The following is a 15070-nucleotide window of genomic DNA, read 5'->3' as shown; positions in this document are numbered from 1 at the left end:
CCCGTTCAGAAATCGATGGTGGCCGACGCGAACAGCGTGCGTGGCGCACCAAGCGAGAGGGTCCCGTACGAAGCAACGCCCGACCAATAGTTGCGATCGAATGCGTTTAGCACTCCAGCGCGGAACGTGGTCGATTTGCCATACATCACCGTCGTGTAACGTGCGCCGAAATCGAACGTCGTCCACGACGGCACCGACTGCGTGTTCGCTTGATCGACGTACGTCTGCCCCGTGAAGTTGACGCCGCCCGTCAACGTGAGGCCTCGCAGCCAGGGCAGATCCCACTGCGCGCCCACGTTCGCCATCCACTTGGGCACGCCTACAGGCCGGTTGCCGCGCGTCGCGGCGCTGTTGGTATGGGTCAACGCCGCATCGAGCAACGTGACGCCGCCAAGCACGCGAACGCCCTTGAGCGGCTCGCCCGCCACCGTCAACTCGAGCCCTTGATTGCGTTGCTCGCTGTCCACCGTGTAGACGGCGCCGTAAAGCTGCCCGCTCGGCTTGGTGATTCGGAAGGCCGCCAGCGTCGCCATCACGGTTTCGAGATCCAGTTTGACGCCGACCTCTTCCTGTCTCGTCTTGTACGGCGCGAACACTTGACCTGCATTGGAGGCGCTCGCGGGCGCGATATCCCCGCGGCTCAGCCCTTCGATGTAATTCGCGTAGAGGGACACCGCCTGCACCGGCCGGAACACCACGCCCGCCAGCGGTGTTACCGCGCCTTTGTCGTAAGACGATGCGCTCGCACCGGTGGCCGTGTTGAAGTTCTCCGACTTCACTTGCTGCTGCCGCACACCCGCGGTCAGTTGCACGCGCTCGTTCAGCACGCTCATCGTATCGGCGAGCGCGATGCCGGTCAGTTGCGAGGACGAGACCTTCGGCACGCGCGACGGCGTGGCAATAGCCTGAGCCGGACTTTCCACCGGCGAATAAAGGTTCGAGAGCACCGCGGCGCCCGAATTGCTCGCCTGCGCGAGGCGATCGCGGTAGAAGCTCGCTTGCAGTGCGACGCGGTGCGTAACCGGCCCGGTATCGAAACGCGTTCGCACGCCGGTATCGGCGCTCCACCGGTTGATCTGAAACGCCCAGTTCTGCGGGATCGAACGCGTATCGCCCGATGCGTCCAGGATCGTGGGCGTTTGGTCCGACAGCCGCGCGACATCGGTCTTGGCGCCGCCCGCATCGGCGAAGACGGTCACGTTGTGCGCCACGTCGTATTCCGCGCGCAGCAACGCCGACTGATCGTACGATTTCCACCAAGACCACGATTGCGTCACGTTGCGGCGGCCATCGGCCGCGGATGGCACGGCAATGCCCGAGGCGACGACGAAGGGGCGTGTCGGGGCGTCCACCCATTGATACTGTTCGATGAGATCGAGCGTGGCGCGCAGCTTCTCGCCGCGATAGTCGAGCGCCAATGCGCCGACGTCCGCGCGCGAGGTCTGGTTATCGAGCGGCGTGCCGCCCTGGCGGTGCAGCCCGTTGAATCGAACGCCGAACTGGCGATCGCTGCCGAACCGGCGACTGAGATCGACGTGTCCGCCAACCTGCGAATCCGAACCGTAATCCGCGGTGAAGCGGGTAAGATCTTTGCCGTACGCGCGCTTGGGCACGACGTTGACCACGCCGCCCACGCCGCTATTGGGCGACATGCCGTACAAGAGCGCAGCGGGCCCTTTGAGCACCTCGACGCGTTCGACGTATTCCGGAAACACGTGGTAGTTGGGCACGACGCCGTACACGCCGTCGAACGCGAATTCGCTGAGATTGCCTTCGTTGATGGGAAAACCGCGAATGTAGAAGGAATCGGTCACGCCGCCCGTCTGCCCCGTGAAGCGAATCGACGGATCGCGATTCAAGACATCGGCGAGCGTGACCGCCTCCTGGTCCTGCATGCGCTTGGAGGTGTAGTGGGTGACGCTGAACGGCGTGTCCATGACGCTCTCGTTGCCAAGCATGCCGAGACGCCCGCCCGTCGCGACTTGGCCGCCGGCGTACGCTTTGGGCAAGGCCCGAGGCGAGGCATCGCCCTGTACGACGACGGCAGGCAACGTTTTTGGCGTTTCGCCGGGTTGCGGCATCGGTGCGGCGGCGCTGCTTTCTTGTGCAAACGCGCAGGGAGTGGCGCTCGAAACGAGCGCGCCAGCCAATGCTAGCCGCACGGCCAACGTCAACGGCGCGAAGGAAGGAGGACAAAATGTTGGATGAGAAGCCCGCGGAACCGTCGAATGGCTTGGCCGAGATGACATGTCGGTTAAAGGATGAAAGAGTGTTCTTGTTGATGAAGAATTGATCGGACTACAACCTTACGTCTTGTTAACACTAATGCAAATGAGAATGATTTGCAATACGTAATAGGGTTGGTTGTTAGATCTCGCAAGGGATCTCGACGAGGCAAACGCGGCCACGATCCTTACCGCGCGCCCCTCGCCGTGACAAACCGCGCGCCGCGAGCGCACTATTTCCGGCGTCGATGTCCTTCGCCGGCCCCCTTGCACGTCATGGTCATGGCGGCTCGATGCATGGCAGCCGCCACCACCCAACAACGGAGGCTCATATGCAATATCTGCTGCTGATCTACTCGGCCGAAGGCCACTGGGACCAGATGTCCGACAGCGAGCGTCAACAAGGCGCTGCGGCGTATCAGGCGTACACGGAATCGTTGAGGAAAGCGGACGCGATCCTCGGTTCGAACCGATTGCAGGCCTCGAATACGGCCACGACCGTGCGGCTCGTCGACGGCAAGCCACAAGTGCTCGATGGCCCCTACTCCGATTCCAAGGAGCAATTGGCCGGCTACTACCTGATCGAGGCGGCCAACCTCGATGCCGCGATCGCATGGGCGGCACGCTGTCCCGGCGCGAGCCACGGCATCATGGAAGTGCGCCCGATCTGGACTCTGCCCCACGAAGCAAAGAGCGGCGCATGACACGCGCCGACCGCGATCGCGACGGCGACGCGAACGACACCGCTCGTTCGATCGCGGAAGCGGTGGCGCGGCGCAGCTACGGCAAGCTCGTTGCGCTGCTCGCGATGCGCACGCGCGACGTGGCTGCGGCCGAAGACGCGCTCGCCGATGCGTTCGCGGCCGCGTTGGCCGACTGGCCCGTGCGCGGCTGCCCAGCCAATCCCGAGGCGTGGTTGATGACGGTCGCGCGGCGCCGCGCGATCGACGTGGTGCGCCATCGCGTCGTGCGCGATGAATTTGCGCATCAGTTGCTGCTGCTCGCCGACGAAATCGACGAGCATGACCCAACCGCCCTGCCCGATCGCCGCCTCGCGCTCCTGTTCGCCTGCACGCACCCGGCGCTTGAAGCGGGCGTCCGCACGCCGTTGATGCTGCAGGTCGTGCTCGGGATCGATGCGAAAACGATCGCGTCGGCGTTCTTGACTTCGCCCGCCGCCATGGCCAAACGCTTGGCGCGCGCGAAGAACAAAATTCGCGATGCCGGCGTGCCGTTCACGGTGCCCGAACGCGAAGAGTTGGGCGAGCGCCTCTCGGCTGTGCTCGAAGCGGTCTATGCCGTGTTCGCCGAAGGCTGGACGGACCCGATCGGCGGCGACGCCGTCCGGCAGGACCTCGCGGGCGAAGCGCTGTTTCTCGGGCACTTGCTGGTCGAATTGTTGCCGGGCGAACCCGAAGCATTGGGCTTGCTCGCACTGATGCTCTATTCGCACGCGCGGCGCGATGCGCGCCGGGACGAGGCGGGCAACTACGTGCCGTTGTCCGCGCAGGACCCGGCCAAGTGGCATGCCGCGATGATCGATGCAGCCGATGTTTTGCTGCGGCGCGCGAGCGCCTGCAACACGATCGGACGCTTTCAGCTCGAAGCTGCGCTGCAGTCGGCGCATATCCATCGTTGTCGAACGCGGCGGTCCAACTGGGCCGAAGTGGTCCAGCTCTACGATGCGCTGCTTGCGATCGCCCCATCGCCGGTCGTCGCAGTCAATCGCGCGCTTGCGCTGGCCGAGCGCGATAGCCCGCAAGCGGCGCTCGATGCACTCGCCGTCTTTGCCGACGATGCACGGCTCGCCGACTATCAGCCTTATTGGGCGGCGCGCGCCGATTTGCTCGCGCGCGCAGGCGCCCAGGCCGAGGCGCTCGCGTCGTACGACATTGCGATCGGTCTCTCGAGCGATCCCGCCGTGCGTAGCTATTTGCAGGACAGGCGCGCTCGATCGTCTCCGGCAAAATGAGCGCTCCCGGCGTGGAGCCGGGCGCACGGCTCTAGGTTGAGCACGCCCGCTCTACAGACTGGCGATTACGCTTTTCAACTTGGCTTGCACCTGCTCCGCGATCGGCGCCAACTGTGGATTGTCGATGCCTTGCATCGATGCTACGGGATCGACGGCGGCGACTTCGGTCTGGCCGTCCGCCGTCTCCTGAACGATGACATTGCAAGGCAGCATCGTGCCGATCTTGTCTTCAACTTCGAGCGCCCGATGCGCGGACACGGGATTGCATGCGCCCAGGATGCGATAGCGGCGAAAGTCTACGCCAATCTTCGCCTTCAACGTGCTCTGCACATCGATATCCGTCAGAACGCCGAACCCCTCCTGCTTCAATGCGTCGACGACACGCTGAACTGCAGCGTCGAAAGGAATGGTCAGCGTCTTCGCAAAGTAATAACTCATGGGCTAGCCTCCGAATGGTATGCGGTATCGCACGCAAGTGCCGACGCCTTCCAGCATCCGCCAGATGCGCGTTGTGCAGCTTGATCCGCCTCAATAAACGACGACGGCGAGCGCTGGCGAGGAGACGGCCAACACAGCTTCGCTGCTCAGCGAATGCCAGACGCCGTTACCTTCCCGGCCGGACATTTCGAACTCCACGTTTCATTCTTGTGACGCTTTTGCGCGCTGCCAAGTAAACCCCGGCCGACCGGACCAACCGCTCTGGAGCGCGAGCCGCCCCTTCATCGCGTTGCGCCGCGCGCAAAGCCGCGTGCAATACGTCGCCCGATGCGCCGCCTCAGCCTTCCCGCGCGCAATCGCCTGCACGCCCGATGTTTCGACGCCGCAACGCTCAGGCGAGCGAATCGCTCATTCGAAGCGGCGCCATCGCCTAGACGCCATATTGCACGCGGGCTTCGCGCACATGGCATAGGACCTGCTGTTTGCCATCGACAAACGATAGGCGGTCGGCTACTGGCCCGCCTCACGACACCCCCACCGTGAGGAGGCGTAAATGAAATATCTGGTGATTGCACTGCTGAGCGGCCCGGTGCTGCTGGCCTATCAACTCAGGCCGGAACAGATGCAGCACGCGCTAGGTCAGCTCTTGCACTTGTTGCTTCAGCAAATCGCACGTTGACGCGTAACGCGGCCGCTGCCCGCGCCGCGCGGAATGCGCAACCTCGAGCGGGTGCCTTGCGCCACGGATGTTTCTCCCGATCGCCGACACGCACCTGAGTTCAGTATGATTCGAGCAATCATCGCGCGATGCGCGCACCGCCAATTCGGATGGCTCCGCGAACCCATGTGCGCCCTGCACGCCTCGCGCGCCGCTTGCCATCCCGACGCCCCCAGGAGAGAGCATGCCGAGCCGCACCCCGACCGCGTTATGGGCCCAGCAGTTTCAGCGGTCGTCGGGATCGAAGCAGAGTCTGCAGGATCAAATCCGGCAAATGCTCGTCGCCGCGATCCTCGACGGCCAACTCGCGTCCAACGTAGCCCTGCCGTCGAGCCGCGAGCTCGCCGAGCAATTGGGCGTCGCGCGCAATACAGTCGTGCTCGCCTATCAAATGCTCGTCGAAGAAGGCTATCTGATCTCGAGAGAGCGCAGCGGACACTTCGTCAATCCCGAGATGCTGCGCAGCCTCCCACGAATCGACACCGCAGCGCGTGCCGCATCGAGCGCAGCCGACGGCGAAGCGGCCGGACGCCCCGTTTGGCGGCAACGCATCGCGCATCCGCCTTCGGCGCAACGCAATATCGTCAAACCGGCGAATTGGCAGCATTACGAGTTTCCGTTCATCTACGGACAGTTCGACCAGTCGCTGTTTCCGACCAACGATTGGCGCGAGTGCTGCATGAAAGCGCTGTCGATCATGGAGATTCGCAATTGGGCGCCCGATTTGATCGAGCGCGACGACGAGTCGCTGATCCAGCAAATCCGCACGCGCGTGCTGCCGCGGCGCGGCGTATTCGCGGCGCCCGAGGAAATCATCATCACGAACGGTTGCCAGCAGGCCCTGTACCTGGTGGCCGATTTGCTCTGCGGCAAAGAGACGACCGTCGGTTTCGAGAACCCCGGCTATCCCGACGCGCGTAACATCTTCGAAAACCGCAACGCGCAACTCCTGCCGCTGCGCGTGGACGGTTACGGCATCGCGCCCGATGCGCTCGCCGCCTCGCTTGCCCGCTGCGACTACGTCTATGTCACGCCGAGCCATCAATGCCCCACGACCGCGACGATGCCGATCGAGCGGCGGCGTGCCCTGCTCGAGTTGGCGCGGCAGCATGACTTCGTCATCGTCGAAGACGACTACGAGAGCGAGAACACGTTCTCGGGTACGCCGCACCCCGCGTTGAAGAGCCTCGATACCGCCGATCGCGTCATCTACGTCGGCAGCCTTTCCAAGACCTTCGCGCCGGGCTTGCGGCTGGGCTATGTCGTCGGCCCGCGCGAGCTGATCCGCGAATTGCGTGCGTTGCGGCGTTTGATGGTGCGGCATCCGGTCGGCTACGTTCAACGCGCGTTCGCGACGTTTCTCGCCCTCGGCCATCACGATGCGCTGTTGCGGCGGCTCGCGCATGCGTACCGGGAACGCTCGCAAGCGCTGATGGCCGCGCTCGACGCGCATCTGCCCGAAGCGCGCTACGTGCCGATTACGGGCGGTGCATCGTCGTGGGTCGAAGGGCCGCAATGGCTCGACGCCGAGCGGCTGGCCGCCGATGCGCAAGCCGTCGGCGTATTGATCGAGCCGGGCAACGTCTTCTTCATGAGCGACGATCAGGATGCGCGGCGCTATTTCCGCATGGGCTTCTCGGCGATTGCGCTCGATCGGATCGAGCCGGGCGTGCGAGCGCTCGCGCAATGCGTGCGCACGCAGCGGCCTGGTGTGTAGCCGGGCCTAGCCCGACGGTTGGCGTTGGGCGTGCGGCGACCAGCAACCAGTCCACCACACAATGCGATCGGAGACGCGCGCCCTTACCTGCGCGCTCCGTTACGACGCGCGCTGATAGTAGATGTTCTGCGGATGAGCCGCATCGGCGAAGAAGAACCAGCGTTCGGCGATGAGCCCCAGATACTGAATCACGAACGCGGCGCCCAACACGAGCGCCGCCGCGCTCGATCTCGGCGCGAGCGCGCCCGCGCCGATCAGCACGAACGGCGCGGCGAATGCAGCCGTCACGAACCCGGCCTTGATCGCGCGCAGCGCGCCGGCGCTCTGTCCATGAAAGAACTCGCGCGTATTGAACGCGCTGGCCGTGAAGCCGCGCGACTTTTGCTCGACTTTGACGTGACGAATACCGGTCGCGCTCTGCACGGTCGATTTTGGCTTCAGGCGCGCATTACGCATGAGCGAGGCCAAGCGGCTCGCGCAACCGGCGAGCGTCAACAAACATGCGCACGGCGCGAGCACGACGACGAGCGTCGGCGCGAGCCAAGCCGCACACGCCGTCGCGAGCGTGCAGCCGGAAGCGCAGCCGAGCAGGATGAAGTTCACGAGCGTGAGCGGGCTTGCCCATTCCTGCAGGAAGCGCAAGCAGGCATAGATCATCGCCGTGCAAACGAACAAGACGACGCTCGCCGCGGCGGCGATCGAACCGATTGCAAGCGTATCGCCCCATCCTAGCCAATGCGCGAGTCCGTACGCCGCCGTAAGCGATAGAAACGCCGGTAGCGCGAGGCATTCGCGCGAGAGCCACGACGTGCGCCACATGGCGATCGCGCGCCAAGCCCGCTCGGGGTGTCCGAGGTGAAAAAACGAGGCGAGCAGGCCGAGGGCGCCCAGTACGACCGCGAGCGCAGCGCCTGCGACATAGAACGCCGAAGGCACGGCCACGCCCGCGACGACATGTGCGGTGGCTTCGAGCGCCACGAGGGTAAGCAGCAGGCCTTGCGCCGCACCGCAAAGCGTCGTGAGGAAAATGACTGAAAAGGCGGGCCGCATGGGGCGCTCCGTCGATGCTGTTTGAATGGAATGAAAACGTGAACGTCAACGCTGCACGGCCAGTGCGGCAAGCGCGATTTCACCGCGTTCGAGTTTCGCTTCGAGCGAGGACTGTTGCGCGCCGGACGCCGCGCCGCCACAAGTGCTGCCGCTGCCGCAACCGCAAGAAGGCGCGGTGGTGACGCGTGGCAAGTAGTGGTTCGACGGCTTCGTATCCCATTCCGGCATGAGTTGATACCCGCCGCGCTCGCTGATCGCGCGTGAAACCTCCGACTGAGGATCGTGGATATCGCCGAACAAGCGCGCCGAAGTCGGGCAGGCCAGCACGCACGCGGGCTTGCGATCGCGCTCCGGCAATGCTTCGTTGTCGATGCGATCCGCGCACAAGGTGCATTTGGTCATCTCCTTGCGACCCTCGTCGAGCTCGCGCGCGCCATACGGACAAGCCCATGCGCAGTACTTGCAGCCGATGCACTTGTCGTAGTCGACCAGCACGATGCCGTCGGACTTGCGCTTGTAGCTCGCGCCCGTCGGGCAGACGGGCACGCACGGGGGATCCTCGCAATGCAGGCACGATTTAGGAAGATGAATCGTATCGGTCATCGGGAACACGCCTGCTTCATACGTCTGCACGCGATTGAAGAACGTCCCGGACGGATCGTCGTCATAGGGGCGAGCATCGGCAAGACTGCCCGCCTCGCCGGACGTATTCCACTCTTTGCAACTCGTCACGCAAGCGTGGCACCCCACGCAAACGTTCAGGTCGATGACAAGCGCCATCTGCGTCATGATCGATCTCCTTCTCGATGCGCGGCCTCGTGCGGCGATCCGCCGGTTGCCCCCTTGCTGCGCAGTCTCGCCGCGAACTCGCCCTTCCCGGCGAAATACGCCTGCATGCGTTGCAACACGTTCGTCGAACCGGGAAACGGCTGCATCGGCTCGAATTGCGGCAGCGTCGTCGCGGCATCGCCTTCGGCGCGATAGATGCGCACGCGCACGTCGTACCAACCGGCCTGCCCGGTGATGGGATCGGAGTTCGAGATCCTTTCCCCGCCTCGCCTATCGCTCGGCAACTCGTCGGTGATCACGTGGTTCAGCAAAAAGCCGCGTTGCGATTCCCCCGCACTAGGCCCCAAATTCCACGCGCCGGCCGCCTTGCCGATCGCATTCCAGGTCCAGACGGTGCCGGGTTCCACCGCCTCGCTATAACGCGCGCGGCAACGCACCTTGCCCCACGGCGATTCGACATAAATCCAGCCGTCGTCGTCGATCCCCGCTGCGGCGGCCGTCGCCGGATTGACGAACAAATGGTTCTCGCCGTGAATCTGCCGCAGCCACGCATTCTGCGAATCCCACGAGTGATACATCGCCATCGGCCGCTGCGTGATCGCCGCTAGCGGATAGCGTTTCAAATCGGTCGCATCCAATTCGAGCGGCGGATACCAGAACGGCAGCGGATCGAAATGACGCACGATCCGCTCGCGCAAATGATCGGGCGGCTGCCGCCCGCTCGTCTTGCCCTGCGCCGCCAGGCGAAAGGTCTGCATCACTTCCGAATAAAGTTGGATGACGATCGGCAAACCGAACTTGCGCATGCCGTTATCGACGGCCCACTGCATATACGGGCCGTTGCAATTGCGCATGTACTGCAGCGATTCGGGCAGCCTGTGGTGATACACGCAGTTGTTGCTCGCGTACTGCTCCCATTGCTTCGGATTGGGCTCGCCGACCACCGCCTTCTCGCCATCTTTGCCGCGCCAGCCGATCAGAAAACCCGTGCCCGAATCGGGCGCCGTCTGGAAATTGACGATGAAGTCGGGATAATCGCGGAACTTACGCTTGCCCTCCGCCGTCGTGAACGCGGGAAGTTTCAAACGGCTCGCCAGCTCGATCAGCACTTCCTGGAACGGCTTGCATTCGCCCGTCGGCGGCACGACCGGCACGCGCACCGAATCGACGGGCCCGTCGAACTCCGAGATCGGGCGATCGAGCATCGACATCACATCGTGCCGCTCGAGATAAGTCGTGTCGGGCAGAATCAAATCGGCAAACGCGGTCATCTCCGACTGAAACGCATCGCACACCACGAGAAACGGAATCTTGTATTGGCCGTCCTCGCGCTTGTCGACCAGCATCTTGCGCACTTGGCCCGGATTCATCGACGAATTCCACGCCATGTTCGCCATGAAGATCAGCAACGTGTCGATTGGATAAGGATCGCCGCGCCAAGCGTTCGTGATGACCGAATGCATGAGCCCGTGCACGGCCAGCGGGTACTCCCAGGAAAATGCTTTGTCGATGCGCGCGGGCGAACCGTCCTCGTGCACGAACAGATCCGCGGGCGAAGCGGGCCAGCCGAGCGGCCCCGCTGCCAATGGGGTATTGGGCTTGATCGAGGCGGGATCGTTGGGCGGTTTCGCCGAAGGGGGCGCCGCACGCGGATACGGCGACTTGTGCCGGAAGCCGCCCGGCCGGTCGATGGTGCCGAGCAGCGACATCAACACGGCCATCGCGCGAATCGTTTGAAACCCGTTCGAATGCGCCGCGAGGCCCCGCATGGCATGAAACGCCACCGGTGCGCCCTCCACCGTATCGTGCGTCTTGCCCCAAGAATCGGTCCACTGCACCGGCAACGCGATGCGCTGCTCGCGCGCGACCGTCGCCATTTCACGCGCGATACGCACGATCGTCGCAGCCGAGATGCCAGTGATGCGCTCCGCCCATTGCGGGGTGCAGTGCGCAACCTGCTCGCGCAGCAACGTGAACGACGGTGCGACGGGCGTGCCGTCCTCGAGCAGATAACGGCCCTCGAGCGCGGGCTGCGCGCCGTCGGTGTGATGCAGCACGGCGCGATCGGTGCGCGTATCCCACCATAGATGATTCTGCGGATAGAGCGCGTTGACTTCGGGCGCGCTCGGGTGGCGCACGAACAACCCGAAGGTATCGCGGTCCTCGCGCAGATCGACGAGTTCGGCTGCATTCGAGAACCGTTCGACGAACGCGCGATCGTAAGCGTCGTGCTCGATCAATTCGCGGATCAACGCCATGAACAACGCACCGTCGGTGCCCGGGCGAATCGGGACCCATTCGTCCGCGATCGCGGCGTAGCCCGTGCGCACGGGATTGATGGCGATGAAGCGCCCCCCTGCCCGCTTGAACTTCGACAACGCGATCTTCAACGGATTCGAATGATGATCTTCGGCAGTGCCGATCATGAAGAAAAGCTTGGCGCGATCGAGATCGGGGCCGCCGAACTCCCAAAACGAACCGCCCATCGTGTAGATCATCCCGGCCGCCATATTGGCCGAGCAAAAGCCGCCATGGGCCGCGTAATTGGGCGTGCCGAACTGCTTGGCGAACAAGCCCGTGAGCGCTTGCATCTGGTCGCGGCCGGTGAAGAGCGCGAAACGTTTCGGATCGGTCGCGCGCAAATGCGAAAGACGTTGCTCGAGCACGTCGAACGCGACCTCCCACGAGACCGGCTCGAACCGGGCTTCGCCGCGCTCCGCGCCCGCCTTGCGCATCAACGGCTGCGTGAGCCGCGCGGGCGAATACTGCTTCATGATGCCCGAAGCGCCCTTGGCGCAAATCACGCCCTGGTTCAGCGGGTGCTCGGGGTTGCCGTCGATGTAACGCACTTCGCCGTCGCGCAGATGCACGCGAATGCCGCAACGGCAGGCGCACATGTAGCACGTCGTCGTCTTGAACTCCAGCTTCTCGTTTTGCGTACGGGCGTGATGATCCATCGTGCTCCCTCGTTTGCGCAACGCGGCGCGCGGCCTCGACGAGGCCGCGCCCGCAGTGGGATATGGCTATGGTAGGTGCGTCCGCGGCCGGCAAAAAGTTGTATTCGATGATCGAAACTATCGGCCGAAGCGATAATTCAGCGGGGAGGATAGGAGGCCAACTCGTGCTCGTCGACGGCACGCTCGCGGCGGCGCCGCACGAACAGCGCGTAGGCAAGCAGCAGCATGCCGAGGCTCGCGACGCCGAGCCAGAGCGGCTTACGCTGATCGGGAATGAACGCCATCGCGATCAGGATGCCGATCATGCCTGCGATCGAGAGCCAGGTCAGATACGGGAAGCCCCACATCTTCACGCGAAGCCGGTCCGCTTGCGCGCGGTCGAGCCGGCTGCGCAAGCGCAATTGGGAAAACGCGATCAACACGTAGACGAAGATCGCAACGGTCCCGTACGAATCGACGAGAAATGCGAATACGGTATCGGGAGAGACGTACGACATGACGACCGATGCGTAGCCGAACAGCGTGCCGAGCAAAATCGCGCGCACCGGCACGCCGCGCCGATTGACCTTCGCGAGCGAGGCCGGCGCGTCGCCGTTGCGCGTCAACGCAAACAGCATGCGCGATGCGGCATAGAGTCCGGAATTGAGCGCCGAGAGCACGGCAGTCAGCACGATCGCATTCATGACGTGCGCGGCGGCGGGCAATCCCATCACCTGCAACGCGCTGACATATGGCGTTGCCATGCTCGCCGAATTCCACGGCACCAGCGCGACGACGAGCGCGACCGAACCCACGTAGAAGACGAGCACGCGCGTGATCACCGAGTTCGTGGCCTTGGCCACCGCCCGCGCCGGCTCTTGCGCCTCGGCCGCTGCGATGGTCACGATCTCCGCCCCGAAGTAGAAACCCGTGGCCGCCACCGCGCCGCTCAATACCGGCCCGACGCCGAGCGGCATAAAGCCGCCATGACCGAGCAACGTCGGCAGCACGGCGCTCGTGTGCAACGACGCCGGCCATAAACCGAGCACATACAGGCCCCCGAGGAATAGGAAGACGATGATTGCCCCGACTTTGATCGACGAAAACCAAAACTCGAACTCGCCGTAGCTGCCGACCGAAATCAGGTTCGTCGCCGTGAGGACGACGAGCAGGACGAGGCTGATGACCCACGCGGGCGTGTCGGGCAACCAGAACTGCACGAGCTTGGCGCCCGCCACTGCCTCGAGGGCCACTACGATGACCCAGAAGTACCAGTACATCCAACCGGTCAAAAACCCGGCGAGCCTGCCCGGCCCGCGCCGGTTCGCGAAGGCGAGCCGCGCATATTCGTAGAAGGACCCGACGGCGGGCATGGCGCACGCCATCTCGCCGAGCATGCGCATCACGAGCACGACGAGCACGCCCGTGATCAAGAACGAGAGAATCGCGGCAGGGCCCGTTTGCTGAATGACGACCCCGCTGCCCACGAAGAGCCCTGCCCCAATCACGCCGCCAAGCGCAATCATCGTCATGTGACGCTGCTTGAGCCCGCATTTCAGTGTGCCGTTATCCATCGAGGGTTGCATGTCTTCTCCATATCTAGTGATTTAACCGCTGTCGAGGCGAAAACGCCAATCGGCCATTGCGAGCGCAATGGCGAGCGCCTTCGAACCCACACGCCAAGGCGTCTGCGCGCCCCGCCGCATGGATGGGTTTCATTGCTGTCGTAATGGGTGATGCGATGCCCGGCCTGCCATCGGCCGGGCGTGCATGACGGCGATCGCGGCATAAGCCGCGCCCGGACTACGGCCGTTCGTCGCGCCTGAAGTATTGAAAATAGAGCATGCGTTGGCCGATTCGGCGGAACGGCGCGAACGGGTGGCCCGGCAGCGGGCTCGTGAAAATCGGCAGCGTCTGGTGCGCGCTCTTGCCCGCGATGCGCTCGGCCAGCCTTCGCCCGGCTTGCTGCGAATACGAAACGCCGTTGCCGCCGTAGCCGAGCGCATAGTAGACCGACTGCTTCGGATCGGGCTGGCACACGCGCGGCATCATGTCGTGGCTCACGTCCACCCAGCCCCACCACGAATAGTCGATATCGACGCCGCGCAATGCCGGAAACTTGCGCGCCATGCCTTCTTTGAGCAGATCCAGATGGCGCGGGTTCGGCGCGTCCTCGCCCGTGATTGCGCTGCGGCTGCCGATCTGCAAGCGCCGATCGGGCAGAAAACGGTAATAGAACCGCAGTGTGCGCGTATCGGTGAGCACCTGCGTCGTGCGAAAGCCGCACGCGGCGATTTCGGCGTCGGTCAATACGCGCGTGACCATCGAGTTCGATAGAATCGGCATCACCTTGCTGCGCAGCGCCGGGTGCAACGTCTGCGCCGTGTACGCGCCCGTTGCGATGCCGACGGAGCGGGCGTGCACCACGCCGCCCGGCGTATGCAGGTGATGCACGCCGCCGATCGTCTCCCAACCGGTCACGGGGCTGCTCGTATGCACGCGTGCGCCCGCCGCTCGCGCAAGCCGCAGGTACCCGAACGCAAGCTTGAGCGCGTGAATGCCGATCCCTTCGGGCTCGTGCAGTGCGCCGGCCGCCTCGTGATCGTCGACGAATTCGCGGCGGAAGGTTTGCGCGCTCAGCAGTTCCGACGGATAGCCGAATACGTCCTTCCAGACTTTCGCTTCGGCGGCGAGCTTTTCCATGAGGCGGGGACGATGCGCGATGAGAAAGTGCCCGCCCGGCTGCGGATCGCAATCGATCTCGGCAACAAGCGACTTGAAGTGCTCGAAGCCTTCGAGAATCTCTTCATGCATCTTGATCGCGACGCCCTTTCCCCAGCGCTCGATCCATTGCGAGCGCGACAGGCGGCCCGATGCGTTTTGGGCCTGCCCGCCGTTGCGGCTGCTGCAGCCCCAACTCGTGCGGTTGGCTTCGAGCACGACCGCCTTGATGCCATGCTCGCGCGCGAGGCACAACGCCGTGGCGAGGCCGGTATAGCCGCCGCCGATGATCGCGACATCGACGTCGATGTCCTTGACGATCGGGCCATCGTCTGGCGGCGCCGTGCCGGCGGTCGCGACCCAGTACGTCGGCGCATAGTCCTTGCCGTGCCCGGGCCCCGGAGATACGAGCGGATCGTACTTCGGATCGTAGCGCCGGTCGGTCGCCGCGTCCGGGGTAAAGCCGCTCGCCGCTCGCTCGACTGAGCTGTATTCCATGATGAG

Annotated in this window: 11 protein-coding genes; 4 read left to right on the top strand and 7 right to left on the bottom strand. The window is 64.2% G+C overall.

The genetic code is table 11. The annotated features are described in order from the left end of the window. Nucleotides 1-5: 5 nt before the first annotated feature. Entirely contained in the window at nucleotides 6-1937 is a 1932-nt protein-coding gene (locus MMB74_RS01780) for a TonB-dependent siderophore receptor (RefSeq protein ID WP_277426871.1), read from the bottom strand. A gap of 620 nt (nucleotides 1938-2557) precedes the next feature. On the opposite strand from MMB74_RS01780, the gene MMB74_RS01775 reads away from it, so the two are divergent. Together MMB74_RS01775 and MMB74_RS01770 are read left to right on the top strand one after the other, a co-directional pair. Then, nucleotides 2558-2929 carry a YciI family protein gene (locus MMB74_RS01775; protein ID WP_277426870.1) on the top strand — a complete coding sequence of 124 codons (372 nt, stop codon included), beginning with the start codon at nucleotides 2558-2560 and terminating at the stop codon, nucleotides 2927-2929. Further along, nucleotides 2926-4197, top strand: a complete 1272-nt coding sequence (locus MMB74_RS01770) for a DUF6596 domain-containing protein (protein WP_277426869.1) — start codon at nucleotides 2926-2928, stop codon at nucleotides 4195-4197. The genes MMB74_RS01775 and MMB74_RS01770 overlap by 4 nt, the downstream gene beginning before the upstream one ends. Nucleotides 4198-4248: 51 nt before the next feature. On the opposite strand, the gene MMB74_RS01765 is transcribed toward MMB74_RS01770, so the two are convergent. Beyond that, nucleotides 4249-4635 (bottom strand): DUF302 domain-containing protein, encoded by a 387-nt coding sequence (locus MMB74_RS01765; protein WP_277426868.1) that lies wholly within the window; start codon nucleotides 4633-4635, stop codon nucleotides 4249-4251. Nucleotides 4636-5188: 553 nt separating this feature from the next. Between MMB74_RS01765 and MMB74_RS01760 the strand changes: the two genes are divergently transcribed. Next, complete coding sequence (locus MMB74_RS01760; RefSeq protein ID WP_277426867.1) at nucleotides 5189-5314, top strand: hypothetical protein; 126 nt, start codon at nucleotides 5189-5191, stop codon at nucleotides 5312-5314. Nucleotides 5315-5537: 223 nt separating this feature from the next. Next, a complete protein-coding gene (locus MMB74_RS01755) occupies nucleotides 5538-7070 on the top strand; it encodes a PLP-dependent aminotransferase family protein (RefSeq protein ID WP_277426866.1) in 1533 nt (510 codons plus the stop codon). A 99-nt stretch (nucleotides 7071-7169) separates the two neighbouring features. Here MMB74_RS01755 and MMB74_RS01750 read toward each other — a convergent pair whose 3' ends face one another. From MMB74_RS01750 to MMB74_RS01730, 5 genes are all read right to left on the bottom strand, one after another. After that, on the bottom strand, nucleotides 7170-8120 hold the full coding sequence (locus MMB74_RS01750) for a DmsC/YnfH family molybdoenzyme membrane anchor subunit (RefSeq protein WP_277426865.1): 951 nt from the start codon (nucleotides 8118-8120) through the stop codon (nucleotides 7170-7172). A 45-nt stretch (nucleotides 8121-8165) separates the two neighbouring features. Further along, entirely contained in the window at nucleotides 8166-8909 is a 744-nt protein-coding gene (locus MMB74_RS01745) for a 4Fe-4S dicluster domain-containing protein (RefSeq protein ID WP_277426864.1), read from the bottom strand. Beyond that, nucleotides 8906-11866 carry a molybdopterin oxidoreductase family protein gene (locus MMB74_RS01740; RefSeq protein WP_277426863.1) on the bottom strand — a complete coding sequence of 987 codons (2961 nt, stop codon included), beginning with the start codon at nucleotides 11864-11866 and terminating at the stop codon, nucleotides 8906-8908. The genes MMB74_RS01745 and MMB74_RS01740 overlap by 4 nt, the downstream gene beginning before the upstream one ends. 137 nt (nucleotides 11867-12003) lie before the next feature. Then, entirely contained in the window at nucleotides 12004-13431 is a 1428-nt protein-coding gene (locus tag MMB74_RS01735; protein WP_277426862.1) for an amino acid permease, read from the bottom strand. A gap of 217 nt (nucleotides 13432-13648) precedes the next feature. Further along, nucleotides 13649-15064, bottom strand: coding sequence for an FAD-binding oxidoreductase (locus MMB74_RS01730; protein ID WP_277426861.1), 1416 nt, complete (start codon nucleotides 15062-15064; stop codon nucleotides 13649-13651). Nucleotides 15065-15070: the final 6 nt, after the last annotated feature.

The sequence above is a fragment of the Trinickia sp. Y13 genome (assembly GCF_029522115.1).
Taxonomy (GTDB): Bacteria; Pseudomonadota; Gammaproteobacteria; order Burkholderiales; family Burkholderiaceae; genus Trinickia.
Note: the sequence above shows the minus strand (reverse complement) of the source record. Positions and strands in the feature narration are given on the sequence as shown.

Coding starts and splice junctions, on each gene's coding strand:
- MMB74_RS01780 (WP_277426871.1), bottom strand. CDS start 1,937: ATGGACACGCCGTTCAGCGTCACCCACTACACCTCCAAGCGCATGCAG.
- MMB74_RS01775 (WP_277426870.1), top strand. CDS start 2,558: ATGCAATATCTGCTGCTGATCTACTCGGCCGAAGGCCACTGGGACCAG.
- MMB74_RS01770 (WP_277426869.1), top strand. CDS start 2,926: ATGACACGCGCCGACCGCGATCGCGACGGCGACGCGAACGACACCGCT.
- MMB74_RS01765 (WP_277426868.1), bottom strand. CDS start 4,635: ATGAGTTATTACTTTGCGAAGACGCTGACCATTCCTTTCGACGCTGCA.
- MMB74_RS01760 (WP_277426867.1), top strand. CDS start 5,189: ATGAAATATCTGGTGATTGCACTGCTGAGCGGCCCGGTGCTGCTGGCC.
- MMB74_RS01755 (WP_277426866.1), top strand. CDS start 5,538: ATGCCGAGCCGCACCCCGACCGCGTTATGGGCCCAGCAGTTTCAGCGG.
- MMB74_RS01750 (WP_277426865.1), bottom strand. CDS start 8,120: ATGCGGCCCGCCTTTTCAGTCATTTTCCTCACGACGCTTTGCGGTGCG.
- MMB74_RS01745 (WP_277426864.1), bottom strand. CDS start 8,909: ATGACGCAGATGGCGCTTGTCATCGACCTGAACGTTTGCGTGGGGTGC.
- MMB74_RS01740 (WP_277426863.1), bottom strand. CDS start 11,866: ATGGATCATCACGCCCGTACGCAAAACGAGAAGCTGGAGTTCAAGACG.
- MMB74_RS01735 (WP_277426862.1), bottom strand. CDS start 13,431: ATGCAACCCTCGATGGATAACGGCACACTGAAATGCGGGCTCAAGCAG.
- MMB74_RS01730 (WP_277426861.1), bottom strand. CDS start 15,064: ATGGAATACAGCTCAGTCGAGCGAGCGGCGAGCGGCTTTACCCCGGAC.